The organism is Kitasatospora sp. NPDC057940 (genome assembly GCF_042887425.1).
GTDB lineage: Bacteria > Actinomycetota > Actinomycetes > Streptomycetales > Streptomycetaceae > Kitasatospora.
In genome coordinates, this window is sequence record NZ_JBHVPH010000004.1 from 115,323 (window position 1) to 138,259 (window position 22,937).

At 73.0% G+C, this 22,937-nt stretch carries 23 protein-coding genes and 1 pseudogene; 15 read left to right on the top strand and 9 right to left on the bottom strand.

Features of this window, described 5'->3' with window-relative positions; genetic code table 11:
- The first annotated feature begins 23 nt into the window (after positions 1-23).
- From ACFVTF_RS08805 to ACFVTF_RS08820, 4 genes are all read left to right on the top strand, one after another.
- Positions 24-1,271, top strand: coding sequence for a cytochrome P450 (locus ACFVTF_RS08805; protein ID WP_387811057.1), 1,248 nt, complete (start codon positions 24-26; stop codon positions 1,269-1,271).
- Positions 1,272-1,397: 126 nt separating this feature from the next.
- Positions 1,398-2,555, top strand: coding sequence for a type III polyketide synthase (locus ACFVTF_RS08810; protein WP_387811060.1), 1,158 nt, complete (start codon positions 1,398-1,400; stop codon positions 2,553-2,555).
- Positions 2,552-3,136: an NUDIX hydrolase gene (locus tag ACFVTF_RS08815; protein ID WP_371516447.1), complete on the top strand. Its 585-nt coding sequence runs from the start codon at positions 2,552-2,554 to the stop codon at positions 3,134-3,136. The genes ACFVTF_RS08810 and ACFVTF_RS08815 overlap by 4 nt, the downstream gene beginning before the upstream one ends.
- A gap of 122 nt (positions 3,137-3,258) precedes the next feature.
- On the top strand, positions 3,259-3,681 hold the full coding sequence (locus ACFVTF_RS08820) for an SHOCT domain-containing protein (RefSeq protein ID WP_371516448.1): 423 nt from the start codon (positions 3,259-3,261) through the stop codon (positions 3,679-3,681).
- A gap of 146 nt (positions 3,682-3,827) precedes the next feature.
- Here ACFVTF_RS08820 and ACFVTF_RS08825 read toward each other — a convergent pair whose 3' ends face one another.
- Positions 3,828-6,317, bottom strand: a complete 2,490-nt coding sequence (locus ACFVTF_RS08825) for a Tex family protein (protein WP_387811064.1) — start codon at positions 6,315-6,317, stop codon at positions 3,828-3,830.
- A 167-nt stretch (positions 6,318-6,484) separates the two neighbouring features.
- Here ACFVTF_RS08825 and ACFVTF_RS08830 point away from each other — a divergent pair, with 167 nt between their 5' ends.
- The 6 genes from ACFVTF_RS08830 to ACFVTF_RS08855 all read left to right on the top strand — a co-directional run bounded on the left by ACFVTF_RS08830 (position 6,485) and on the right by ACFVTF_RS08855 (position 10,385).
- The gene (locus ACFVTF_RS08830; protein WP_387811066.1) at positions 6,485-6,904 is read left to right on the top strand and encodes a PPOX class F420-dependent oxidoreductase; all 420 of its coding nucleotides are present in this window, start codon (positions 6,485-6,487) and stop codon (positions 6,902-6,904) included.
- A 64-nt stretch (positions 6,905-6,968) separates the two neighbouring features.
- Positions 6,969-7,868 (top strand): aminoglycoside phosphotransferase family protein, encoded by a 900-nt coding sequence (locus ACFVTF_RS08835; RefSeq protein WP_371516451.1) that lies wholly within the window; start codon positions 6,969-6,971, stop codon positions 7,866-7,868.
- A gap of 149 nt (positions 7,869-8,017) precedes the next feature.
- Positions 8,018-8,518 (top strand): DUF6232 family protein, encoded by a 501-nt coding sequence (locus tag ACFVTF_RS08840; RefSeq protein ID WP_387811069.1) that lies wholly within the window; start codon positions 8,018-8,020, stop codon positions 8,516-8,518.
- The gene (locus ACFVTF_RS08845) at positions 8,515-8,838 is read left to right on the top strand and encodes a hypothetical protein (protein ID WP_363619038.1); all 324 of its coding nucleotides are present in this window, start codon (positions 8,515-8,517) and stop codon (positions 8,836-8,838) included. The genes ACFVTF_RS08840 and ACFVTF_RS08845 overlap by 4 nt, the downstream gene beginning before the upstream one ends.
- A gap of 130 nt (positions 8,839-8,968) precedes the next feature.
- Positions 8,969-9,640: a TetR/AcrR family transcriptional regulator gene (locus ACFVTF_RS08850; RefSeq protein ID WP_387811072.1), complete on the top strand. Its 672-nt coding sequence runs from the start codon at positions 8,969-8,971 to the stop codon at positions 9,638-9,640.
- A gap of 10 nt (positions 9,641-9,650) precedes the next feature.
- Positions 9,651-10,385, top strand: coding sequence for a tyrosine-protein phosphatase (locus ACFVTF_RS08855; RefSeq protein WP_387811075.1), 735 nt, complete (start codon positions 9,651-9,653; stop codon positions 10,383-10,385).
- A 124-nt stretch (positions 10,386-10,509) separates the two neighbouring features.
- On the opposite strand, the gene ACFVTF_RS08860 is transcribed toward ACFVTF_RS08855, so the two are convergent.
- A complete protein-coding gene (locus tag ACFVTF_RS08860) occupies positions 10,510-11,439 on the bottom strand; it encodes a pentapeptide repeat-containing protein (RefSeq protein ID WP_387811078.1) in 930 nt (309 codons plus the stop codon).
- A gap of 153 nt (positions 11,440-11,592) precedes the next feature.
- On the opposite strand from ACFVTF_RS08860, the gene ACFVTF_RS08865 reads away from it, so the two are divergent.
- Positions 11,593-12,300 (top strand): GNAT family N-acetyltransferase, encoded by a 708-nt coding sequence (locus tag ACFVTF_RS08865; protein WP_387811081.1) that lies wholly within the window; start codon positions 11,593-11,595, stop codon positions 12,298-12,300.
- Here the strand turns inward: ACFVTF_RS08865 and ACFVTF_RS08870 are convergent.
- Positions 12,219-13,076, bottom strand: coding sequence for an SGNH/GDSL hydrolase family protein (locus tag ACFVTF_RS08870; protein ID WP_387811084.1), 858 nt, complete (start codon positions 13,074-13,076; stop codon positions 12,219-12,221). The two genes, ACFVTF_RS08865 and ACFVTF_RS08870, sit on opposite strands and share 82 nt — an antisense overlap.
- Before the next feature lie 145 nt (positions 13,077-13,221).
- A pseudogene (locus ACFVTF_RS08875) lies at positions 13,222-13,575 on the bottom strand (winged helix-turn-helix transcriptional regulator); the annotation flags it as partial.
- Between the two features lie 96 nt (positions 13,576-13,671).
- Here ACFVTF_RS08875 and ACFVTF_RS08880 point away from each other — a divergent pair.
- Both ACFVTF_RS08880 and ACFVTF_RS08885 read left to right on the top strand, forming a co-directional pair.
- On the top strand, positions 13,672-14,886 hold the full coding sequence (locus tag ACFVTF_RS08880; RefSeq protein WP_387811087.1) for a pyridoxal phosphate-dependent aminotransferase: 1,215 nt from the start codon (positions 13,672-13,674) through the stop codon (positions 14,884-14,886).
- Between the two features lie 18 nt (positions 14,887-14,904).
- A complete protein-coding gene (locus tag ACFVTF_RS08885) occupies positions 14,905-15,237 on the top strand; it encodes a YnfA family protein (protein WP_063347058.1) in 333 nt (110 codons plus the stop codon).
- Positions 15,238-15,332: 95 nt separating this feature from the next.
- On the opposite strand, the gene ACFVTF_RS08890 is transcribed toward ACFVTF_RS08885, so the two are convergent.
- The 3 genes from ACFVTF_RS08890 to ACFVTF_RS08900 form a co-directional block, all read right to left on the bottom strand.
- A complete protein-coding gene (locus tag ACFVTF_RS08890) occupies positions 15,333-17,000 on the bottom strand; it encodes a fibronectin type III domain-containing protein (RefSeq protein ID WP_387811090.1) in 1,668 nt (555 codons plus the stop codon).
- Between the two features lie 195 nt (positions 17,001-17,195).
- Positions 17,196-17,450, bottom strand: coding sequence for a hypothetical protein (locus tag ACFVTF_RS08895; protein ID WP_063347060.1), 255 nt, complete (start codon positions 17,448-17,450; stop codon positions 17,196-17,198).
- 150 nt (positions 17,451-17,600) lie between these two features.
- Positions 17,601-18,005, bottom strand: coding sequence for a (2Fe-2S) ferredoxin domain-containing protein (locus ACFVTF_RS08900; RefSeq protein ID WP_350886398.1), 405 nt, complete (start codon positions 18,003-18,005; stop codon positions 17,601-17,603).
- Positions 18,006-18,123: 118 nt separating this feature from the next.
- On the opposite strand from ACFVTF_RS08900, the gene ACFVTF_RS08905 reads away from it, so the two are divergent.
- Positions 18,124-18,474 carry a metalloregulator ArsR/SmtB family transcription factor gene (locus ACFVTF_RS08905; protein WP_063347062.1) on the top strand — a complete coding sequence of 117 codons (351 nt, stop codon included), beginning with the start codon at positions 18,124-18,126 and terminating at the stop codon, positions 18,472-18,474.
- A gap of 27 nt (positions 18,475-18,501) precedes the next feature.
- Here the strand turns inward: ACFVTF_RS08905 and ACFVTF_RS08910 are convergent, their stop codons facing one another.
- Positions 18,502-20,157 (bottom strand): FAD-binding dehydrogenase, encoded by a 1,656-nt coding sequence (locus ACFVTF_RS08910; protein WP_387811094.1) that lies wholly within the window; start codon positions 20,155-20,157, stop codon positions 18,502-18,504.
- Between the two features lie 311 nt (positions 20,158-20,468).
- On the opposite strand from ACFVTF_RS08910, the gene ACFVTF_RS08915 reads away from it, so the two are divergent.
- Complete coding sequence (locus ACFVTF_RS08915; RefSeq protein ID WP_387811097.1) at positions 20,469-21,407, top strand: SGNH/GDSL hydrolase family protein; 939 nt, start codon at positions 20,469-20,471, stop codon at positions 21,405-21,407.
- A gap of 62 nt (positions 21,408-21,469) precedes the next feature.
- On the opposite strand, the gene ACFVTF_RS08920 is transcribed toward ACFVTF_RS08915, so the two are convergent.
- Entirely contained in the window at positions 21,470-22,591 is a 1,122-nt protein-coding gene (locus ACFVTF_RS08920) for a HoxN/HupN/NixA family nickel/cobalt transporter (protein WP_387811100.1), read from the bottom strand.
- Between the last annotated feature and the right edge of the window lie 346 nt (positions 22,592-22,937).

The following is a 22,937-nucleotide window of genomic DNA, read 5'->3' on the forward strand; positions in this document are numbered from 1 at the left end:
CTCTGTCCGCGCCCGAACCAGAAATGACCGTTCGGGCGGCATTTCCAAGACATCTGGACAGGCCCGTGACTACCTCCGCCCCCGTGTGGGACTGCCCCTTCAACCACACCGACGGCCTGGAGTTCGACCCGCTCCTCAAGCGGCTGCTCACCGAGGCCCCGATCGCCAGGATCCGACTGCCGCACGGCGAGGGCGAGGCCTGGCTGGCCACCCGCTACGAGGACGTCCGGATCGTCACCACCGACCGGCGGTTCAGCCGCGCCGCGGGCATCGGGCGCGACCTGCCCCGGATGACGCCCGCCGCGATCGCCCAGGCCGAGGCGATCAACCTGATGGACCCGCCGGCCCACAACCGGCTGCGCCGCCTCGTCGCCCAGGGCTTCACCAACCGCCAGGTCGAGCGGATGCGCCCCGCCACCCAGCGGATCGTCGACGGCTACCTCGACGAGATGGCCGAACACGGCTCCCCCGCCGACCTGGTGCACTTCCTCTCCAGCCGGCTCCCGCTCACCACCATCTGCGAGCTGCTGGACATCCCCGAGCAGGACCGCGCCGAACTGCGCGGCCACGCCGTCGCCATGATGACGATGGGCCCCGGCAGCCGGGCCGGCCAGGAAGCCGCCAAGGCCGCGCTGCGCGGCTACTTCACCGAGCTGACCGCCGCCCGCCGCGCCCACCCCGGCGAGGACCTGATCAGCTCCCTCGCCACCGCCCGCGACGGCGACGAACTGCTGGACGACCAGGAGCTGGCCGTCATGGCGATGGTCCTGCTGGTCACCGGCCACGACACCAGCACCTACCAGCTCAGCAACATCACCTACACCCTGCTCACCCACCCCGAACAGCTCGCCAAGCTGCGCGCCCAGCCCGAACTGCTGCCGCGCGGGCTGGAGGAGCTGCTGCGCTTCATCCCGTTCCGCCAGGGCGTCGGCATCGCCCGGGTCGCCACCGAGGACGTCGAGCTGGGCGGCGTGCTGATCCGGGCCGGCGAGGCCGTCCACGTCTCCTACCTCACCGCCAACCGCGACCCGGCGATGTACGAGCGCCCCGACGAACTCGACCTCGACCGCGGCGCCCCCACCCACATGGCCTTCGGCCACGGCCAGCACCACTGCCTCGGCGCGCACCTGGCCCGGATGGAGCTCCAGGTCGCCATCGGCACCCTGCTGCGGCGCTTCCCCGGCCTGCGGCTCGCCGTCCCGCCGTCCGAACTCGACTGGCACACCGGGTCGATCTGGCGCTACCCCCGCACCCTGCCGCTCGCCTGGTGACCTCCTCCCCGCGCCGCCGCCTCCGCCACGGAGCACCGCACGGCGCCCGTTCGACGCATCCGTAGGCCGCCTGCCCGGGCCGCTCGCCAGCCCGCCCGGCCAGGCCACCCAGGGGAGACCCGCACCATGGCAACACTCTGCCGCCCTGCCGTCGCCGTACCCGAGAACGTCATCACCCTCGACCAGACCCTCGACCTGGCCCGCAGCCTGCACGCCGGCCACCCGCAACTCGGCCTCGCCCTGCGGCTGATCGAGAACACCGGGGTGCGGACCAGGCACCTGGTCCAGCCGATCGAGCAGACCCTCACCCACCCGGGCTTCACCGCCCGCAACGCGGTCTACGAGCGGGAGGCCAAGCTCCGCGTCCCCGAGGTGGTCGAACGGGCGCTGCGGCACGCCGAGTTGGGCGCCCGGGACATCGACCTGATCATCTACGTGTCCTGCACCGGCTTCATGATGCCGTCGCTGACCGCCTGGCTGATCAACGCCCTGGGCTTCCGCTGCGACACCCGCCAGATGCCGATCGCCCAGCTCGGCTGCGCGGCCGGCGGCGCCGCCGTCAACCGGGCGCACGACTTCTGCCGCGCCTACCCGGGCGCCAACGTGCTGATCGTGTCCTGCGAGTTCTGCTCGCTCTGCTACCAGCCGACCGACCTCGGCGTCGGCTCGCTGCTCTCCAACGGCCTGTTCGGGGACGCCGTCGCCGCCGTGGTGATGCGCGGACACGGCGGCACCGGCGTGCACGTCGAGCGCAACGGCTCGCACCTCGTCCCGGACACCGAGAACTGGATCTCCTACGGGGTCAAGGACACCGGCTTCCACTTCCAGCTGGACAAGCGGGTGCCCGGCACCATGGAGATGCTCGCCCCGGCGCTGCGCGGCCTGGCCGTCGAACACGGCTGGGACGTCTCCGGGTTGGGCTTCTACATCGTGCACGCCGGCGGCCCGCGCATCCTCGACGACCTCTGCCACTTCCTCAACCTGGAGCCGGCCACCTTCCGGTACAGCCGCGCGACGCTGACCGAGCGCGGCAACATCGCCAGCGCCGTCGTCTTCGACGCGCTCGCCCGGCTGTTCGCCGACGGCGGCGTGGCCGACGGCACCACCGGCCTGATCGCCGGTTTCGGGCCGGGCATCACCGCCGAGATCTCGCTGGGGAGTTGGGTCGGCGAGCCGGTCGAGGCCACCCGCCGCCGGCCGCGGGCCATCTCCACCTCGGACATCACACTCGTCCATCCGAGCGCCCCCCGGCGTTTCCCGGCCGGCACTACGATCACCGAATGACTGACACCACGCACCGGGCGGACACCGACGACAGATCCGCCGAACTCGCCACCCTCTTCCCCGCGTTGCACGCCCCGCAGTACTGGACCTGGGGCCGGTACGACGCGCTGTTCTCCACCGTGCTGCCGCCGGACGAGCTGGTGACCAACATCCACCTGGTGGGCTTCGCGGACGACAAGGTGGTCCTCTGCCGGGACGACCGGGACCACTGGTTCCTGCCCGGCGGCACCCGGGAGCAGGACGAGAGCATCGCCACCTGTCTGGCCCGCGAGCTGCGCGAGGAGGCCGGCGCCCGGCTGCTCGGCGAGCCGGACTGGCTCGGCGCGCACCGCTGCCGCACCGAGGACCCGACGCCGTACCGGCCGTGGCAGCCGCACCCGGAGAAGGCGTGGCTGTGGGGCTGGGCGGAGGTCGCGGTGGACTCGACGCCGACCAACCCGGCGGACGGCGAGCAGGTCGTCGAGGTACGGGCGGTGTCGGCGGACGAGGCGCAGCGGCTGCTGCTGGCCGGGCACGACGCCTGGTGGGGCGAGCTGATCGGGCTGGCCGTGGAGCTGCGGCGGCGGGCCGGGCGGGGCTGACCCCCGCCCCTCCGAGCCCCAGCTCCGAGCCCCGCTCCGAGATATTCCCGCTGGGCCGGAAGATCACTGGAACGGCCGAACAGCAGAGAGCATTGTCCGTTTTGCGGTGATATGACTCGGCCATGGACACCAACATGCTGGCCGTGGACTACCCGGTGCTCAACATCTTCTGGACGATGCTGGAGCTGTTCCTCTGGATCCTCTGGTTCTTCCTGCTGTTCAAGATCATCACAGACGTCTTCCGCAGCCACGACCTGGGCGGCTGGGCCAAGGCCGGCTGGCTGCTCCTGGTGATCGTGCTGCCGCTGATCGGTGTGCTGGTCTACGTGATCGCCCGCGGGAAGTCGATGAGCGAGCGGGACGCCGCCCAGGTCCGGCAGAGCGAGGCCGCCGTCAAGGCCTACATCCGGGAGGCGGCCGGAACCGGCACACCCGGGGGCGGCGGCAGCCACGTCGACGACCTGGCGAGACTGGCGGACCTGAAGGAGAAGGGCGCCATCTCCGAGGAGGAGTACCAGAAGGCCAAGGACAAGCTCCTGACCTGACCCTGCCCGACCCGACCCGCACGGCGGCCGGGGCCGGCGGACGCGCAGACGTCCACCGGCCCCGGCCGCGGCGGTCAGCCGCTCAGCTACTCAGCGCCGCAGCGCCGCAGCGCCTCAGCGCCTCAGCCGCTCAGTGCCTCAGCCGCTCAGCGCCGCCCGGAGCGGCGGTCACCCGAGGCGTCGCCGCCGGTCAGGCCCGCCCGGCGCAGCGCGTCCGCCATCGCGCTGTTCGCCAGCGGCGCGCCGCCGCCGGAACCGCCCGAGCCGCCGGAGCCGCCGCCCTGGCCGCGCCGGTCCTGGCCGCCGCCCCGGCGCTCCTGGCGCGGCGGGCGGGCCTGCCGGTCCCCGCGCTCGCCGCCCCGGCCACGGTCGCCGCCGCGCTCACCGCGCTCGCCCCGGTCACCGCGGTCACCGCCCCGGTCGCGACCGACCTCGTCGTCCAGCCGCAGGGTCAGCCCGATGCGCTTGCGCGGCACGTCCACCGAGACGACCCGGACCTTCACGATGTCGCCCGGCTTGACCACCTCGCGCGGATCCTTCACGAAGGTCCTCGACAGCGCCGAGACGTGCACCAGCCCGTCCTGGTGGACGCCCACGTCGACGAAGGCGCCGAACGCAGCCACATTGGTGACCACGCCCTCCAGTACCATCCCGACCTCCAGGTCGCCGATCTTGTCGACGCCCTCCTTGAAGGTCGCGGTGCGGAACGCCGGGCGCGGGTCGCGGCCCGGCTTGTCCAGCTCGCCGAGGATGTCGGTGACGGTCGGGATGCCGAAGACCTCGTCGGCGAAGTCGCCCGGGCGCAGGGCCCGCAGCCGTTCGCCGTTGCCGATCAGCCCGCTCAGCTCCCCGCCGGTGGACGCCAGGATGCGGCGCACCACCGGGTACGCCTCGGGGTGCACGCTGGAGGCGTCCAGCGGGTCGTCGCCGTCGGGGATGCGCAGGAAGCCCGCGCACTGCTCGAAGGCCTTCGGGCCCAGCCGGGAGACGTCCTTGAGCTGGCGGCGGGTGCGGAACGGGCCGTTGGCGTCGCGGTGGGCCACGATGTTGTCGGCGAGCGTGCCGGTGATGCCGGAGACCCTGGTCAGCAGCGGCGCCGAGGCGGTGTTGACGTCCACGCCCACGGCGTTGACGCAGTCCTCGACCACCGCGTCCAGCGAGCGGGAGAGCTTCACCTCGCTCAGGTCGTGCTGGTACTGGCCGACCCCGATCGACTTCGGGTCGATCTTGACCAGTTCGGCCAGCGGGTCCTGGAGACGGCGGGCGATCGAGACCGCGCCGCGGATCGACACGTCCAGCTCCGGCAGCTCCTGCGAGGCGAACGCGGAGGCCGAGTAGACCGAGGCGCCCGCCTCGCTGACCATCGCCTTGGTGAGCTTCAGCTCGGGGTGGCGCTTGAGCAGGTCCTCGGCGAGCTTGTCCGTCTCCCGGGAGGCGGTGCCGTTGCCGATCGCCACCAGGTCGACGGCGTGCTTCTTCGCCAGCGCGGCCAGGGTCGCGAGCGCGGCGTCCCACTTGTTGGCGGGCTGGTGCGGGTAGATCGTGTCGTACGCGACGACCTTGCCGGTGGCGTCCACCACCGCGACCTTCACCCCCGTCCGGAAGCCCGGGTCCAGGCCCATGGTGGCGCGGGTGCCGGCCGGCGCGGCCAGCAGCAGATCGCGCAGGTTGGCGGCGAAGACGCGCACCGCCTCCTCCTCCGCCTCGGCCCGCAGCCGCGACCGCAGGTCGATGCCGAGCCGGACCAGGACGCGGGTGCGCCAGGCCCAACGGACGGTGTCGCCCAGCCACTTGTCGGCCGGGCGGCCGTGGTCGGCGATGCCGAAGCGGGCCGCGATCCGCCGCTCGTAGTCGCTCTCGCCGGGCAGATCGCCCTCCTCGCCGTCGTACGGCGAGAGGTCGAGGTCCAGCACCTCCTCCTTCTCGCCGCGCAGCATCGCCAGGATTCGGTGCGAGGGGAGCTTGGTGTACGGCTCGGCGAAGTCGAAGTAGTCGGCGAACTTGGCGCCGTCCTGCTCCTTGCCGTCACGCACGGTGGCCACCAGGCGGCCCCTGGTCCACATCCGCTCGCGCAGCGAACCGACCAGGTCGGCGTCCTCGCCGAAGCGCTCCACCAGGATCGCCCGAGCGCCCTCCAGCGCGGCGGCCGGCTCGGCGACGGACTCGTTCAGGAACCGGGCGGCCAGCGCCGCCGGATCCTGCGAGGGATCGGCGAGCAGCGTCTCGGCGAGCGGCTCCAGGCCCGCCTCGCGGGCAATCTGCGCCTTGGTGCGCCGCTTCGGCTTGAACGGCAGGTAGATGTCCTCCAGCCGGGCCTTGGAATCGGCGGCCAGCACCTGCGCGCGCAGCGCGTCGTCCAGCTTGCCCTGGGCCTCGATCGACTCCAGGACGGCCGCCCGGCGGTCCTCCAGCTCCCGCAGGTAGCGCAGCCGCTCCTCCAGGGTGCGCAGCTGGGCGTCGTCCAGGGAGCCGGTGACCTCCTTGCGGTAGCGGGCCACGAAGGGCACGGTCGCGCCGCCGTCGAGCAGCTCGACCGCGGACTTCACCTGCCCGTCGCGAACGCCCAGTTCCTCGGCGATCTTGCGCTCGATCGCCTGCTGGGCCTGCCGGGCCACCTGTTCGACTGGCGTGGTCACGAAGCCGGTCACCTTCTCCTTCAGTGCTTTCGCCGTACGCCCTGCATTCTGGCAGGTACCGGGGACAGCTCCCGGCCGCACCCGGGGCGGCCGGGCGTGGCGCCCGCCGCCCGCGGCCCCAACCAGACTCAAGCGGTGCCCCGTTGCGCCTTCCTACGCTGACGCGCATGGACACCTCCCCCGCACTGGACGCCTCCCGCGCGCCGGACGCCGCCGCCCGGCTGGAAGAACTCGCCGCCGCCAAGTACCTGCTGTTCACCACCCACCGCAAGAACGGCACCCCCGTGCCCACCCCGGTCTGGGTGGCGCGCGACGGCGACGCGCTGGTCTTCACCACCGTCACCCGCACCGGCAAGGTCAAGCGGCTGCGCAACCGCTCCGACGTGCTGGTCGGGCCGAGCGACATCCGCGGCACCCTGCTCGGCGAGCAGGTCCCGGCCACCGCCGTCCTCGACCCCGGCCGCGCGCCCGCCTACCGGAAGCTGCTGCGCCGCAAGTACGGGCTGCTGTGCGCGATCGCGCTGACCGCGAACGTGCTGCGCTTCGGCAAGGGCGGGACGATCGGCGTGCGGGTCACGCTGAGCTGAGGCCGGCCGTACGCATTCCGGGAATCCGCTGAAGGGCACCGATCCGCGCTGTACGCTGCCGGGCATGTGCGCTGCCACCCGGATGCACCCCGACGGACTGGTCATCGACGCGGCCCTGGTAAGGCGGTTGATCTCCGCCCAGTTCCCGGACTGGGTCGGGCTGCCGGTCACGCCGGTCGCCTCCACCGGGACGGACAACGCGATGTTCCGCCTCGGACCCGAACTCGCCGTCCGGCTCCCCCGGGTGGAATGGGCGGCCGGGGACGTCCGCCGCGAGAAGCAGTGGCTGCCCGCGCTGGCCCCCCGACTGCCGCGGCCGATACCCGCCCCGCTCGCGGTCGGCCGGCCCGCCGCCGGCTACCCCTGGGAGTGGTCGGTGCTCCGCTGGTTCGAGGGCGCCAACCCGGTCGTCGGCGCCCTCGCCGCTCCCGGCGCGCTCGCCCGCGACCTCGCCGCCTTCGTCAACGCCCTGCGCGCCGTCAACCCGGCCGGCGGCCCGGCCGGCCACCGCAGCGTCCCGCTCGCCTCCCGCGACGGCGCCACCCGCGCGGCCATCGCCCAACTCGCCGGAGCGGTCGACACCCACGCCGCAACCGCCCTGTGGGACAAGGCACTTCGCCTCTCCGAGTACGCCGGCCCGCCCTCCTGGATGCACGGCGACCTCACCCCCGGGAACCTCCTGCTCGACCGGTCCGGCCGGCTCGGCGCCGTCCTCGACTTCGGCCTGATGGGCGTCGGCGACCCCACCGCCGACCTGATCGTCGCCTGGAACCTGCTGCCCGCCTCGGCCCGCCCCGCCTTCCGCGCCGCGCTCCACGCCGATGACGCCATGTGGGCCCGCGGCCGCGCCTGGGCCTTCTCCATCGCGCTGGTGACGATCCCCTACTACCGTCACACCAATCCGGGCCTCACCGCCAACGCCCGCCACGTCGTCCGCGAGGTGCTCGCCGACCGCAGCACCTGAGCGGGCCCCGCTGCCGACCGGGCCCCGCTGCCGACCGCGCACCGCCGCCTGACCAGCGGGGCGGCACTCCCGTCGGCACCGTCGGCGGCCGTTGCTATGGTTCTCCCCGCCACTACGGGTAGGGGGACGCCTTGGCACGCAGAAGCAGTGTGATCGACGTCAGAGTCAGCCGGCGGGTGCTGTGGGTGGGCGGCGACGCCTATCCGCTCCACAACATCGCCCGGGCCCGGCAGTTCCAGCTGCTGCCGCCCAAACGCGCGCGGGTGATCATCCGGTTCTCCCGGCAGGTGATCGGCCTGCTGGTGGCCACCGCCCTCCTCGGTTCGCTGCTCGGGCGCGGCGCGAACCAGGAGACGACCAAGAACGTGATCGGCCTCGTGGCGCTCGCGCTCTTCGCGGTCAGCCTCTACCGGCTGGTCAAGCGGCTGCAGATGCGCACGGTGTACCAGCTGGTCATCGAGACCTCCAGCTCCTCGAACACGGCGGTGGTCAGCCACGACGCCCAGCAGGTCGGCAACCTGATCCAGCTGATCATGGAAGCGATCGACAACCCGCTGGCCGAGTTCGCCCTCCAGGTGGAGAACGTCCACATCGGCGACCAGATCAACCAGTACGGCGACCACAACACCGGAAAGAAGGTCAGCCTGTGAGCGGCGGCATCCACTTCGGGGACTCGGTCACCCAGCACGGTGACCACAACATCGGCATCATCAAGCACCAGGGCCCGGCCGACCCGCAGGCCGCGATGCGCGAACTCATCGCCGCGGTACGCCAGTTGCGCGAGCAGGTGCCGGCCGAGGACCGCGAGGTGCTGGACGAGTCGCTGGCGGACCTCGGCGGCGGGCAGGCCACCCCGCCCGCCACCCTGCGCCGCGCCCTGCGCAACATCTCCGGCGTCGCCGCCCTCGCCGCCGCCGGCGCCCCGGTGGTGGAGTCGATCCGCCGCATCCTGGACTCGCTGAGCTCCTGAGCGCCTGGGATCCCGAGTGCCCGGGCTCCCGAGCAGCGGATGGCGGGCGGCAGGCGGCACCCCACCCGGGGGAAATGTCATACCAGGTTAGAAATCTGCCCGGGTCAGGACCTGCTGCTAGCCTGACGCCATGAGCGGACTGCGGGAACGGAAGAAGGAACGGACGCGGCGGGCGATCTCCGAGGCCGCGATCGCGCTCTTCCTGGAGCACGGCTTCGACGCGGTCCCGGTGGCGGACGTCGCGGCCGCCGCCGAGGTGTCGAAGCCGACGCTGTTCAGCTACTTCCCCACCAAGGAGGACCTGGTCGTCCACCGCTTCGCCGACCACCAGGACCAGGCCGCCGACGTGGTCCGCGGCCGGGCGGCCGGCGAAACGGTGCTGGCCGCCCTGCACCGGGACTTCCTGGACGGGCTCGCCCGGCGCGACCCCATCACCGGGCTCAACGACGACCCCCGGGTCCTGGCGTTCAGCGATCTGGTGTACTCCACGCCGAGCCTGAGGGCCCGGGGCGCCGAATACCTCGCCCGCGCCGAACAGTCCCTCGCCCGGGCGCTGCACGAGGCCCCCGACCTGGCCCCGCCCCGGCACCTCACCGCCCCCCTCCTCGCCGCCCAGGTCACCGCCACCCAGCGGGTCCTCGCCGAACACAACTGGCACCGGATCCGGGACGGCGGCCGGACCGCCGACGAACTCCACTTCGAGGCCACCACCAACGCCGACCGCGCCTTCGAACTCCTCACCGCCGGCTACGAAGGCGCCGGACACCCGGGCCCCACCGGGCGCCGAGGCCCCACTGGTTAGAGTGCCGCGCATGACAACGCGTCAGCTCACCTTCGAACGGCTGCACAACTTCCGCGACCTGGGCGGGCTCCCCGCCGCCGACGGCCGGTCCGTCCGCCGGGGCCTGCTCTACCGCTCCGACTCGCTCGGCAAGCTCACCTCGCCCGCCGACCTCGACCGGCTCCAGGCCCTCGGCGTGCGCACCGTGATCGACCTCCGCTACCCCTGGGAGATCGCCGCCAAGGGCCGGGTGCCCGACTACGAAGGGCTGGTCTACCACAACCTCTCGATCGAGCACCGCCCCTACGACCAGGCCGAGATCGACCCGGACGTCGACCCCTGGCGCTACCTCGCCGACCGCTTCGCCGAGGTCGCCGAGGACGGGGTGGAGGAGATCCGCGAGGCCCTGGAGGTGATCGCCGCCGCCGAGGAGCCCGTGGTCTTCCACTGCGCCTCGGGCAAGGACCGCACCGGGCTCATCGCCGCCCTCGTCCTCACCCTGCTCGGCGTCACCGAGGACGTCATCGCCGCCGACTTCGCCCTCACCGAGCTGGCCACGCCGCACCTCATCGCCGAATGGCACGCCGCCCACCCCGGCCGCACCCTCCGCTGGCCCGGCTACGGACGCGCCCCCGAGACGGTCATCCGCCTCGCCCTCGCCGACCTCACCGCCCGCCACGGCTCGGTCGAGGCCTACGCCACCGGCGCCCTCGGCCTCTCCCCCGCCCGGGCAGCCGCCCTCCGCTCCCGCCTGCTCACGGCCTGACCCCACCCGACGGACCGTCAACGGAACGGCTGTCAGCACCGGGCAGCAGGCACCGGACGCCAGGAACACCGAGCCCGCCCGGCGGACAGCTGCCGGGCGGGCTCGACCGTTGGCGCGGCGGGCCTCAGCGGCGGCGCGGGCCGCCCGGACGGCCGCCGCTGCGCGGCTTGCGGGGGCCACGCGCGCCGGCGGCGGCGGACGCCGGGGCGGAGGCCGTGGCGGGCCAGTGGGTGGGCCGGGCGAGGGCGCCCGGCAGGCGGGTGGCGGCGTCGCCGCGGGCCGCGTTCAGCTGGGCCTGGGTGAGGAAGAGGGCCTCGGTGAGGTCGGCGCCGGAGAGGTCGGCGTCGCGCAGGTCGGCGCCGACGAGGTCGGCGAGGCGCAGGTCGGCACCGCCGAGGTCGGCGGCGACGAGCAGGGCGCCGCGCAGGTTGGCACCGCGCAGGTCGGCGCCGCGCAGCCGGGCGCCGAAGAGGTCGGCGCCGCGGTGTTCGCGGCGGCGGGGGACGGCGGCGCGGACGAGTTCGCTGGCGCGCAGCAGCAGGTCGCTGACCCGCTGCCGGTGGGCGGGGACGTCGACGGCGAGGATCTCCTCGGGGGTGCCGCCGGCGAGTCGGTCGGTCGCCTCCAGGGCCTGCCGCAGCTCGGCGTGGACCGGGCGGGCGGGGGCGTAGCCGAGCGCCTCGGTGAGGTACCAGAGCAGTTCGTGGAGCTGGCGCACCACCGGGAAGACGTCGTACATGGGCTTGGCGTCGGCCGGCGCCTCGCGCCAGCTGCGGCCGCCGAAGGTGACCTGGGAGACGCGCTGCCCGGCGCCGAAGCAGTCGTAGACGGTGCAGCCCTGGAAGCCCCGGTCGCGGAGGCGTTCGTGGATGCCGCAGGTGAAGTCGGTCTGCAGGTTGCGGCAGGCGCTGCCGGCGGCCTTGTCGACGGCGAAGTCCGTCCCGGCGCCGAAGGGCAGGGCGACGCAGCAGAGGCCGAAGCAGCTGGTGCAGTCGGAGCGCAGCTCGGTCGGCTGAGCCGCCGTGGGGTGCTGCGGCGGCTCGGTCTCGCGCACGTCGCGTGGTCCTTCCAGCGTGGGCACCGGCCGTCCGGTGCGTCGAACCGCCAAGCCTACTGGGCACTGGCCACACCCACCCCACCGTCGGTAAGGTGTCAACTGGCAGTGCACCTATTACGAGGTGCACGCCCACGGCATACGGGGGTAGGAGTGCAGGACCCGACCGTCAACGAACTCGTCCGGATGTGGATCGCCGGCTGGAGCGTCTCGCGCGGCGCGGCCGAAGCGGTGGACGAGCCCTGGGGCTGGACGATCGACGTCGGCGTGGTCGGCCACGTCGCCCGGCACGTGCTGCCCGAACCGGCCGAACCCGACGTCCGCAAGATCGCCGAGGCCACCACCGCACCGGGCACCTGGCTGAAGCTGTTCACCGAGGACGCCGTCGTCCGGCCCTGGCTGGGCCCGCAGTGGCGGCTCGACCGGCCGGGATACCTGATGACCGTCCCGCTGGCCGCCGAGCGGCCCGAGGTGCCGGCCGGCTACACGGTGACCACCTGGACCCGGGGCGGGACCGTCCGGACCCTGGTCCGCACCGAGGCCGGACACCTCGCCGCACGCGGCCAGGCGGGCCTGGCCGGCCCCGTGGCCGTCCCGGACCAGATCCTGACCGCGCCCGAGCACCGGCGCCGGGGCCTGGGCGCCCTGGTGATGCGGACCCTCCAGAACGCCGGGCACGAGGCGGGCGCCGACACCGCCGTCCTGGTCGGCACCCCGGACGGCCGGGCGCTCTACGCCTCGCTCGGCTGGACCACCCGCTCCCCGATGGCGAGCCTGGTCTACGAGCCCGCAGCCGGATCCGCCGCCGAGTCCGCCACCGAACCCGGAGCCGAACCCGCAGCCGTCCCCGGAGCCGAGTAGGGCAGCAGCTCGGCCCGCTTCGGCGGCCGGCCGTCGCCGGAGGAGCGCCCGGTCAGCCGGCGGCCGATCCACGGCCCCAGGTGGCCGCCGAGCCAGCGGGCGTCGGCACGCAGCCGCTCGGCCCGGCCGGGCGGGGCGGCGGGCGGCAGCGGGGCGCGCCAGTCGGAGGCGGCGGGGCGGCCGAGAGCCTCCAGCACCCCTTCGGCGACCCGGCGATGGCCCTCGGGCGACAGGTGCAGGCGGTCCTCGGCCCAGAGCCGGCGGTCGTCGAAGCAGGGGGCGGCGAACAGGTCGACGACGGCGACGCCCTCGTCCTGGCCGAGCTCGTGCACGAAGGCCTTCATCCGCAGGATGGCCGGGAGCAGCCGGGCGCTGCCCGCCATCCTGCGGGTCGGGTCGGTGCTGGTGAACAGCACCACGGTGGCGCCGGTGGCGCGCAGCTCCTCGGTGCAGCGGCCGAGCAGCCGCTCGACCCGGGCGATGTCGCAGCCGGGGCGCAGCGCGTCGTTGAGGCCGCCGACGAGGGTCACCAGGTCGGCGCCCATCGCGGTGGCGGCGGGGAGCTGCTCGTCGTGGATCTGGCCGATGAGCTTGCCGCGGACGGCGAGGTTCGCGTAGCGGAAGCCGCCGTCGCCCCCGGCCTCGACCTCGGCGGCGAGCGCGTCGGCGAGCCGGTCGGCCCAGCCCCGGTAGTGGCCGTCGGGCAGCAGGTCGTCGCACATGCCCTCGGTGAAGGAGTCCCCGACGGCGACGTAACTGCGGTAGGTGGTGGGCACGGGCGGTCTCCGCTCTCCTCCGATGGCTCCGTGGCCCGACGATGCTACGCGCGGCCGGTCCGGGCACCGGCAGCGGACCCGGCAGCGACGCCGGCACCGGCCCCTAACCCGCGACGGGCGCCCCGTCGTCCGCCGGGCGGGGGGTGAACCAGTGCTCGCGGACGGCGTCGGTGGGCCGCTGCTCGCCGAGGGCGGGCAGGCCCCACTCCCCCAGCGCCTCGATCACCGGGCGCAGTTCGCGGCCGCGTTCGGTGAGCTCGTAGACCGTGGCGTTGGCGGGCCGTTCGAGCCGGCGGCGCAGGGCCAGGCCGTCGCCCTCCAGCTGCTTGAGCCGGGCCGCGAGGATGTCGGTGGAGACGCCGGGCAGGTCGGCGTGCAGGTCGGTGTAGCGGCGCGGGCCGCCGAGGAGTTCACGGACGATCAGGAGGCTCCAGCGTTCCCCCACCGCGTCCAGGGCGCGGGCGACGGCGCAGTACTGGTCGTAGCTTCGGCGTGACATGTGGATCAGCATAGCCAAAAGGTTGGACTTTCCAAGTGCCAACTTGGTAGAACAAAGCATCAGCAACGATGCGGTGGTAACGGTCGGGAGGCCACAGTGGAGTTTCGGCAGTCCAGCAAGCTGAACAACGTGTGCTACGAGATCCGCGGCCCGGTGGTCGACCAGGCCAACGCCCTGGAGGAGGCCGGGCACAGCGTGCTGCGGCTGAACACCGGCAACCCGGCCCCGTTCGGCTTCGAGGCGCCCGAGGAGATCATCCAGGACATCATCCGCAACCTGCCCAAGGCGCACGGCTACAGCGACTCCCGCGGCATCCTGCCCGCCCGCCGCGCGGTGGTGCAGTACTACCAGCAGCGCGGTGTGACCGGAGTCGGCGTCAACGACGTCTACCTCGGCAACGGCGCCTCCGAGCTGATCCAGATGGCCGTCACCGCGCTCGTCGACGACGGCGACGAGGTGCTCGTCCCGATGCCGGACTACCCGCTGTGGACGGCCGTGGTCCGGCTGGCCGGCGGCAAGGCCGTGCACTACCTGTGCGACGAGCAGGCCGACTGGTACCCCGACCTCGACGACATCGCCGCCAAGATCACCGCCCGCACCAAGGCCATCGTCGTCATCAACCCCAACAACCCCACCGGCGCGGTCTACCCGAAGGAACTGCTGGAGGGCATCCTCGACCTGGCCCGCCGCCACCAGCTGATGGTCCTGGCCGACGAGATCTACGACAAGATCCTCTACGACGACACCGAGCACCACTGCCTCGCCGCCCTCGCCGACGACGTCCTCACCCTCACCTTCAACGGCCTCTCCAAGGCCTACCGGGTGGCCGGCTTCCGCAGCGGCTGGCTGGTCGTCTCCGGGCCCAAGCAGCACGCCGCCGACTACCTGGAGGGCCTGACCATGCTCTCCGGCATGCGGCTGTGCCCCAACGTGCCCGCCCAGTTCGCCGTCCAGGCCGCGCTCGGCGGCCACCAGTCCATCAACGACCTGGTGCTGCCCGGCGGCCGGCTCACCGAACAGCGCGACGTCGCCTTCAGGGCCCTCAACGAGATCCCCGGCGTCAGCTGCGTCAAGCCCAAGGGCGCCCTGTACGCCTTCGCCCGGCTCGACCCGGCGGTGCACCGGATCGTCGACGACGAGCGGTTCGTGCTGGACCTGCTGCTCCGCGAGAAGATCCACGTCGTCCAGGGCACCGGCTTCAACTGGCCCCGCCCGGACCACTTCCGCTTCGTCACCCTGCCCCGCGCCGACGACCTGGAGACGGCCATCAACCGCATCGGCCGCTTCCTCGCGACGTACCGCCAGTCCTGACGCCTAGGGTTGTCGGTCATGACCGTCCTGCGTTCCGTCGCCCTGTTCGTCGTCGCCGCCCTCGCCGAGATCGGCGGCTGCTGGCTGATCTGGCAGAGCGTGCGCGAGCAGCGGCCGTGGTGGCTGGCCGGACTGGGGGTGGTGGTGCTCGGCGGGTACGGCTTCGTCGCGGCGCTGCAGCCGGACAGCCACTTCGGCCGGGTGCTGGCCGCGTACGGCGGGGTGTTCGTCGCCGGGTCGCTGCTCTGGGGCGTGGTCGTGGACGGCTTCCGGCCGACCCGCTACGACGTGGTGGGCGCGCTGGTCTGCCTGGCCGGGGTCGCGGTGATCATGTACGGGCCCCGACGCTGAGCGCACCGGGCCCCTGATCGGCCCCGCACGCACGGGGCCCCGGCGTCGAGGTGCGGACTTCCTCGACGCCGGGGCCCGGCGAGCCGGTTCGGGGACTACCAGCCCCAGCCGCCGCCCTGACCGTCGTCGTCGTGGTCCGAGTCCCAGCCCTCGCCGACCTTGCGCAGGATCGTGTAGTTGTCGATCTGCGTGCCGTCCTCGGCCAGCGCGGTCACCTTCATGGACGACTTCTGGCCCAGGTGGGCCGGGGTGACGTCGACCTTGATGAAGGAGTAGCCGGTGTAGCGCACCCGCGACCACTGGATGGTCTCGGGGACCTTCACCTTGCCCTTGCCCCAGTAGTAGGTCTTCACCTCGTCCTGGTGGTTCTCGTGCCCCTCGTAGGTGTCCGGCACGTCGAACTTGTACAGGCTGCGGCCGGCCGCGCCCGCGGTCACGTAGACGACGCCGTCCTTCGCCGGCTCGATGGTGGCGCCGCTCGGCACCTGCTTCGAGACCTTGTTGCCGAGGATCGCGTCGGTGCGCTCGTAGATGTGGTTGTGGCCGTTGATGACCAGGTCCACCCGGAACTTCTCGAACAGCGGCACCCAGGCCTCGCGGACGCCGCCCTCGGAGGCGTGCGCGACGGTGGTGGAGAAGGCGCAGTGGTGGAAGAAGACCACGACGAAGTCGATCGTCTCGTCGTTGCGCAGGTCCTTGAGGGTGCGCTCCAGCCACTTGGTCTGCTTGTTCGCCGAGATGCCCAGGTTGGCCGGGATCTCGTAGGAGACGTCGTTGGCGTCGAGCGAGATGACGCCGACGTTCTTGTAGCGGAAGGTGTAGACGCCGGGGACCTTGCGCGGGTCCGGGCCGTTGTCCGGGAGGAAGAAGCGGGTGTTCTCGCCGCCGTACCCGTTGGGCGAGTACCAGGCCTCGATGTCGTGGTTGCCGTACGCGACCATCCACGGGATCTCCGCGGCGACCGTCTCGGTCTGGACCAGGAAGTCGTCCCAGGTCTTCGCGTTGTACGAGGCCTTGTCCGGGTCGGTGCCGGAGCCCGCCGGGTCGGCGTAGCAGATGTCGCCGGCGTGCAGGTGGAAGGACGGCTTCTGGGCCTTGATGATGTGGTCGTTGCCGGCCGCGTGCGAGCTGACGCCCTGGTCGCCGAAGGCGGTGAAGGTGAACGGCTCGTAGACCTTGCCCCAGCGGTGGTCGCGGGAGGGCGCGGTGCGGAAGGTGTGCAGGGTGGAGATCTGCTGCTGCGAGGCCGGGTCGAAGCCCTCGTGGCCGACACCGTAGTAGTAGGTGGTGTCGGGGTGCAGGTCCTCCAGCGCCACGTGCAGGTAGTACTGGTCCACCGGCTGGCTGTTCGGGGTCAGCGCCGGGGTGTGCAGGGTGCGGACCTCGGCCTGGAGCTTGTGGCTGAGCTCCCACGGGGTCTTGCCGAAGCGCAGGAACGGCTTCTTGACCGGCGCCGGGACCTGCCAGGAGATGCGGAACTGGGTGTCCGGCTCGGGGCCGAACTGGAGGTGGCGCCCGATCGGCGCGACCAGCGAACCGTCGACACCGGCCGTCGTGGCACCGGTCAGCAGCTGCGGGCTCGCCGGCGCGGCGAAGGCCGTTCCGCTGCCCAGCGCGCCGCCGACGGCGACGGCACCGACGGTCACGGCGCCGGCGCGCAGCATCCGGCGGCGGGAGAAGCGGGCCCGCAGGTACTCGTGCTGCTCGGCCGTGCTCATGCGGTCAGCGAGCTTGGCCGGTACGCCCATGTGAGGGATATCCATGCGCGGGACTCTTCCAGCGACGCGTTGACCGCACACGGACGCGGGGTGAACGGGCCGCAGCGCGTCGCCCATTCGAACACCAATGTTCGACCATGATCAGGTAAAGAACGCGCCCGCACCGGGCCGACCCCGGATCATGGCCGCCGCCGGCGGCGCGGCCTGAGCCCCCGTCGGCGCCGGCGCGGACGGGGGCGCTCAGCCGGAGGGCTCGTCCCAGGTGGAGGGGGACCGGTTGCCGGTGCCGTCGCAGGTGCGGCAGATCTCGTCCCGGTAGGCGTGCTTGGCGCCGGTCGCGTCCACCCGGTAGCGGACGTACACCCCGGTGCCGTCGCAGAGGAAGCAGTTGCCGCCCCCGCCGCCCACCTCGGTGGTCCCGGTGCCCTGACAGGTCCGGCAGCTGAGACCGGCGGTCCGGCCGGTGCCCGCGCAGATGCGGCAGACCGTCGTCATCGTCGTCCTCCCTGGGCGGAACCGCTGGCAGCCACCGGTCATGCTAGTGGGACCGCCGAGGGCGGCGTCCAGCGGATCCTGCTCGGCCGCCGGATCGGCCAACCCCGCTGCGTCCCAACCGTGATGAGGACGGATCGGCTCCACCGTCCGCTACTCCGCCAGGCCCTCGCGGACCCGGCGGGACACCGAGATCAGCTGGAGGTCGAGCAGTCCGGGCGGGTCGGCCAGCCCGGGGCCGCCCGCGTGCACCCAGGCGGCTATCTCGTCGATCATGTCGTCCGCCAGCACGAAGCCCAGCCAGACCGGGCGCCCGCCCGCCGCCCGCCCCTCCCCGGAGGGGCCGACCACCACCACGTTGGACTGGGTGCACACGTCCAGGCACTTGACCGCGCGGACCCGGCCCGCCGTACCCACCGCGGCCCGCAGCCGCTCGTACTGCCCGGCGTGGTCCACCCCCGGGTGCTTGGCCTCGGTGCCGCAGCAGCAGCCCCGGCAGACGGTGACGGTCACCGGGGAGGCGGCCGCCTGCTTGCGGTCCCGGTCTCGGCGGCTCATCGGCTCTGGAACTCCTCCTGGTCACGGGGCACGCTGCACGCGCAGCCTACCTGGCATGCCCAGAGTCACCGCCGGGTACCGGGTGCCGGGGTTCGGCGGCGGTCCGTAGGATGCCCCCATGGGACACGCGACCACCGAGAAAGCCGTACCGCGGATGCGCCTGGACGCCTCCAACGCGGCCAAGGTCGCGACCACCCTCCAGGCGCTGGCCACCCCCTCCCGACTGCTGATCCTCGCCGAGCTGCGCGAGGGCCCGCGCGCGGCGACCGAACTCGCCGACGCCGTGGGCATGGAGCAGTCCGCCTGCTCCCACCAGCTGCGGCTGCTGCGCAACCTCGGCCTGGTCGTCGGCGAGCGCCGGGGCCGCTCGGTGGTCTACTCCCTGCACGACGACCACGTCGCCGCCCTCCTCGACCAGGCCGTGTACCACGTCGAGCACCTGCGGCTGGGCCTCACCGACGAGCGCTGAGGCCGCACCCGCCCGTACCCCGGGCCGCTACGCCGTGGCCTGCGCCGCCGCGCGGCCGGCGGTGCGGCCGGAGAAGAGGCAGCCGCCGAGGAAGGTGCCCTCCAGGGAGCGGTAGCCGTGGACGCCCCCGCCGCCGAAGCCGGCGGCCTCGCCGGCGGCGTACACGCCCGGGAGGGGTTCGCCGTCGGGGCGCAGGACGCGGGCGGAGAGGTCGGTCTCCAGGCCGCCGAGGGACTTGCGGGTGAGGATGTTGAGCCGGACGGCGATCAGCGGGGCGGCGCCGGGGTCGAGGATGCGGTGCGGCGGGGCCACCCGGATCAGCTTGTCGCCGAGGTAGCGGCGGGCGCCGTGGACGGCGGTGACCTGGAGGTCCTTGGAGAAGGGGTTGGCGAACTGCCGGTCGCGGGCCTCGACGGTGCGGCGCAGTTCGGCGGGGTCGATCAGCGATTCGCGGGTCCTGGCGTTCATGCCGCGGGCGAGGTCGGCGAGGTTGCTCGCGACGACGAAGTCGGGCCCGTGCCGCAGGTGGCTGCGGACCGGACCGGGGGCGCCGGGCAGGGCGCGGCCGAGGACGCCGCGCACGGACTTCCCGGTCAGGTCCGGGTTCTGCTCCGAGCCGGAGAGGGTGAACTCCTTCTCGATGATGCGCTGGTTGAGCACGAACCAGGTGTGCCCGAACCCGGTGGACATGATGTGGTCGAGCGTGCCGAGGGTGTCGAAGCCGGGGAAGAGCGGGACGGGCAGCCGGTTGCCGCGCGCGTCCAGCCAGAGCGAGGACGGGCCGGGCAGGATGCGGATGCCGTGCCGGGCCCAGATCGGGTCCCAGTTCTCGATGCCCTCGGTGTAGTGCCACATCCGGTCGCCGTTGATGAGGCTGGCACCGGCGTCGCCGGCGATGCCGAGCATCAGCCCGTCGACGTGGGCGGGGACGCCGGAGAGCAGTTTGGCGGGCGGGGTGCCGAGCCGGGCGGGCCAGGCCTTGCGGACGAGGTCGTGGTTGCCGCCGATGCCGCCGGAGGTCACGATCACGGCCTGGGCGCGCAGTTCGAACCGTCCGGCGGCCTCGCGCGAGCTGGCCTCGCCGCGGGCGGCCGAACTGGGCACCAGCACCTCGCCGGTGACGGTGTCGGTGACGCCCGCGGTGGCGGCCAGGCCGGTGACCCGGTGCCGGAAGCGCAGGTCGACCAGCCCGCGGGCGGCGGCGGAGCGGACCCGGCGGACGAAGGGCTCCAGCAGTCCGGGCCCGGTGCCCCAGGTGATGTGGAAGCGGGGCACCGAGTTGCCCGGGCCGTCGGCGAGCAGGCCGCCGCGCTCGGCCCAGCCGACGACGGGGAAGAACCGGACGCCCAGGCCGTACAGCCAGGAGCGCTTCTCGCCGGCCGCGAAGTCGACGTAGGCCTCGGCCCAGCGGCGCGGCCAGGCGTCCTCGGGCCGGTCGAAGCCGGCGGTGCCGAACCAGTCCTGGCGGGCGAGGGCGTGCGAGTCGCGGATCCGCATCCGGCGCTGCTCGGGCGAGTCGACCAGGAAGAGGCCGCCGAAGGACCAGTGCGCCTGGCCGCCGAGCGAGGCCGCGGGCTCCTGGTCGAGCAGGATCACCTTCCGTCCGGCGTCGGCGAGTTCGGCGGTGGCGGCGAGTCCGGCGAGTCCTGCTCCGATGACGATGACGTCGGCGTCCAGGGCCATGCGCAGTCCTCCGTCGCGGCGAGCGGGACGGCGCGCGCGGGGTGGGCGCCGTCGCTGTGCGCCCGATACTGCGGCCTGCGGTGACGTCCGGTCAACCGGCCGGTAACAACCGACTGCGGCAATTCCGCTCCACACCGTTTCGGAAATGTCTTCGACACACGGTGGAGCGAAATGCGAAATGCGATCTGACGGAATTTCGGAAATTTCCGCGCACGGCATGGACGTCCACGAAACCAACAAGTAACTTACCTGCGAGTAGCCGCGGCCCGGCACGACCCCCACCCGTCGTTTCTCTCCCCCCAGGAGGAACCGTGCTCCCCCCTGCCCGGAAGCCCCGACACCTGCGCAGCTCCACCGCACTCGCCACCGTCGCCCTGGGCGCCGCCCTCGCACTCACCTCCACCAGCGCCCAGGCCGCCACCCCGACGCCCAGGCACCTCGTGGCGCTCGGCGACTCCTACGCCGCCGGCGCGGGCGTGCCCGGCCAGTCGGCCGGCCTGTGCCTGCGCTCCGACCGCAACTACGGCCACCTGGTCGCCGCCGCCCTCAAGGCCGGCGCGTACACCGACGTCACCTGCGCCGCCGCCAAGGTCAAGGCCATGACGCAGCCGCAGTACGACGCCTTCATCCGGGTCAACGACCCGCAGCTGGACGCGGTGACCCCCGACACCGACCTGGTCACCCTCGGCATCGGCGGCAACGACCTCGCGGCCAGCGACCTCGGCCTCGGCGAACTCGTCGCCACCTGCATCGCCGGCGCGGTCGTCAACCCGCTCGGCACGCCCTGCAAGGACGTCTACCACCACGGCTACTGGGACTGGAGCAGCTGGTCCTGGCAGTACGGCAACGACGACCTGGCCGAGCGGATCACCAGCAGCATCGCGCCGCAGGTCGCCGACACGCTGCGGCGCATCCACGCCAAGGCGCCGCGGGCCCGGGTGCTGCTGGTCGGCTACCCGTCCGTGCTGCCCGCCGACGGCCGCTCGTGCATCCTGCGCCAGCCCGTGACCCCGGGCGACGTCGAGTACATGCACGGCGTGCTCGACAAGCTGAACGCCGCGCTCAAGTCCACCGCCGCGGCCGGCGGCGCGACGTACGTCGACACCGCCACGCCCACCGCCGGGCACGACGTGTGCTCGGACGACCGCTGGATCGAGGGCGCGCTGCCCGGCTCGCCCGCCGTGCCGTTCCACCCGAACGCCACCGGCGAGAAGGTGATGGCGGACGCGGTGCTCGCCGCGCTGCGGTAGGCCCCGGAAACCCGAGGGGGGCGGTGACCGGACTCCGGCCACCGCCCCCCTCGGGGTCCGCGCTACTCCGACTTGGCGGCCGCGGCGGCCAGGCCGGCCGACCACTTCTCCTCGACCTTGCCGAACTTCCAGTAGGCGATCGCCCCGACCCAGGTCAGCACGAACAGGCCGACGATCGCGTAGCCGACGAAGTTGAGGTCCAGCCCGCCGATCCAGGCGATCGGGCCGCTGGTGATGTCCAGCTTCTCGCCGAGCAGGCCGATCAGCTCGACCAGGCCGATCACCAGCGCGACCAGCACCGACAGGCCGGTGACGGTCAGGTTGTAGTAGATCTTGCGGACCGGCTTGGAGAAGGCCCACTCGTAGGCGAAGTTCATGAACGAGCCGTCGATGGTGTCCAGCAGGCTCATCCCGGCCGCGAACAGGATCGGCAGCGTGAGCAGCGCGTACCAGGGCAGCGAGAACGCCGCCGCGCCGCCGGCCAGCACCAGCAGCGACACCTCGGTCGCGGTGTCGAAGCCGAGGCCGAACAGCAGGCCCACCAGGTACATGTGCCAGGGCTTGGTGACGGCCCTGGTCACCCGGCCGAGGATGCGGTTCATCAGCCCGCGCCGCTCCAACTGGCGCTCCAGCTCGGCCTCGTCGTACTCGCCCACGCGCATCCGGCGGAACACCTTGAGGATGCCGTTGAAGGCGCCCAGGTTGATCAGGCCGAGGAGCAGCAGGAACGTCCCGGAGACGGTGGTGCCGATCAGGCCGGTCATCGTGTGCAGGGTCGAGTCGTCCGCCTCCACCTGGTCGGCGAGCGAGCGGATGCCGAAGGCGAGCAGCGCGCAGAGGCCGAAGACGATCGAGGAGTGCCCGAGCGAGAACCAGAAGCCGACCGACAGGGGCCGCTTGCCCTGGCCCATCAGCTTGCGGGTGGTGTTGTCGATCGCCGCGATGTGGTCCGCGTCGAAGGCGTGCCGCATCCCGAGGGTGTAGGCGGTCAGGCCCATGCCCGCGCCGAACACCTGCCCGCCGACGTCGTAGTGCTCGGGCGCGACCAGCGCGAGCAGGGTGAACCAGCCGACGACGTGCAGCGCGAGGATGAACCCGCCCATTCCGGCCAGGCGCATCCACTCCTCCCGGGTGAGCCGGTCACGCCATCTGACGGGCGAGGCACCTGCGGCGGGGCTGGACATCCTGTGGTCCTTTCGGGTGGTCCGGGCGAAGCTGGGCCATCTTTCCCCCCTCGGGGAAGCAGTTGCAAGTCATGTGCAAATGCCGGACGACGGCGAACGGGGGCACGCGGGCGCGGACGAGGGGCGTACGGCAGCGGGCGCACGCCCGTTCGCACCGGGCTCCGTCCGGCCACCCCATCCGGCCCCCGACCCGGCCGCCCCGAACGGCGGGCCGCGACCACCGCGCCGCCTTCGTCAGGAAATCGGACGATTCCTCCCCTAGGGTCGAGATGCCGACGCCCGCGGCACGCTCCCCCCACGCGCCGCGGGCCCTCCGGCGCTCACCGGCCCGGGATCCGATGGGAGC

Bases quoted from the DNA above. Each gene is read 5' to 3' on its own strand.
- ACFVTF_RS08805 (WP_387811057.1), top strand. From the start codon at position 24: ATGACCGTTCGGGCGGCATTTCCAAGACATCTGGACAGGCCCGTGACT.
- ACFVTF_RS08810 (WP_387811060.1), top strand. From the start codon at position 1,398: ATGGCAACACTCTGCCGCCCTGCCGTCGCCGTACCCGAGAACGTCATC.
- ACFVTF_RS08815 (WP_371516447.1), top strand. From the start codon at position 2,552: ATGACTGACACCACGCACCGGGCGGACACCGACGACAGATCCGCCGAA.
- ACFVTF_RS08820 (WP_371516448.1), top strand. From the start codon at position 3,259: ATGGACACCAACATGCTGGCCGTGGACTACCCGGTGCTCAACATCTTC.
- ACFVTF_RS08830 (WP_387811066.1), top strand. From the start codon at position 6,485: ATGGACACCTCCCCCGCACTGGACGCCTCCCGCGCGCCGGACGCCGCC.
- ACFVTF_RS08835 (WP_371516451.1), top strand. From the start codon at position 6,969: ATGTGCGCTGCCACCCGGATGCACCCCGACGGACTGGTCATCGACGCG.
- ACFVTF_RS08850 (WP_387811072.1), top strand. From the start codon at position 8,969: ATGAGCGGACTGCGGGAACGGAAGAAGGAACGGACGCGGCGGGCGATC.
- ACFVTF_RS08855 (WP_387811075.1), top strand. From the start codon at position 9,651: ATGACAACGCGTCAGCTCACCTTCGAACGGCTGCACAACTTCCGCGAC.
- ACFVTF_RS08885 (WP_063347058.1), top strand. From the start codon at position 14,905: ATGACCGTCCTGCGTTCCGTCGCCCTGTTCGTCGTCGCCGCCCTCGCC.
- ACFVTF_RS08890 (WP_387811090.1), bottom strand. From the start codon at position 17,000: ATGGATATCCCTCACATGGGCGTACCGGCCAAGCTCGCTGACCGCATG.
- ACFVTF_RS08895 (WP_063347060.1), bottom strand. From the start codon at position 17,450: ATGACGACGGTCTGCCGCATCTGCGCGGGCACCGGCCGGACCGCCGGT.
- ACFVTF_RS08900 (WP_350886398.1), bottom strand. From the start codon at position 18,005: ATGAGCCGCCGAGACCGGGACCGCAAGCAGGCGGCCGCCTCCCCGGTG.
- ACFVTF_RS08905 (WP_063347062.1), top strand. From the start codon at position 18,124: ATGGGACACGCGACCACCGAGAAAGCCGTACCGCGGATGCGCCTGGAC.
- ACFVTF_RS08910 (WP_387811094.1), bottom strand. From the start codon at position 20,157: ATGGCCCTGGACGCCGACGTCATCGTCATCGGAGCAGGACTCGCCGGA.
- ACFVTF_RS08920 (WP_387811100.1), bottom strand. From the start codon at position 22,591: ATGTCCAGCCCCGCCGCAGGTGCCTCGCCCGTCAGATGGCGTGACCGG.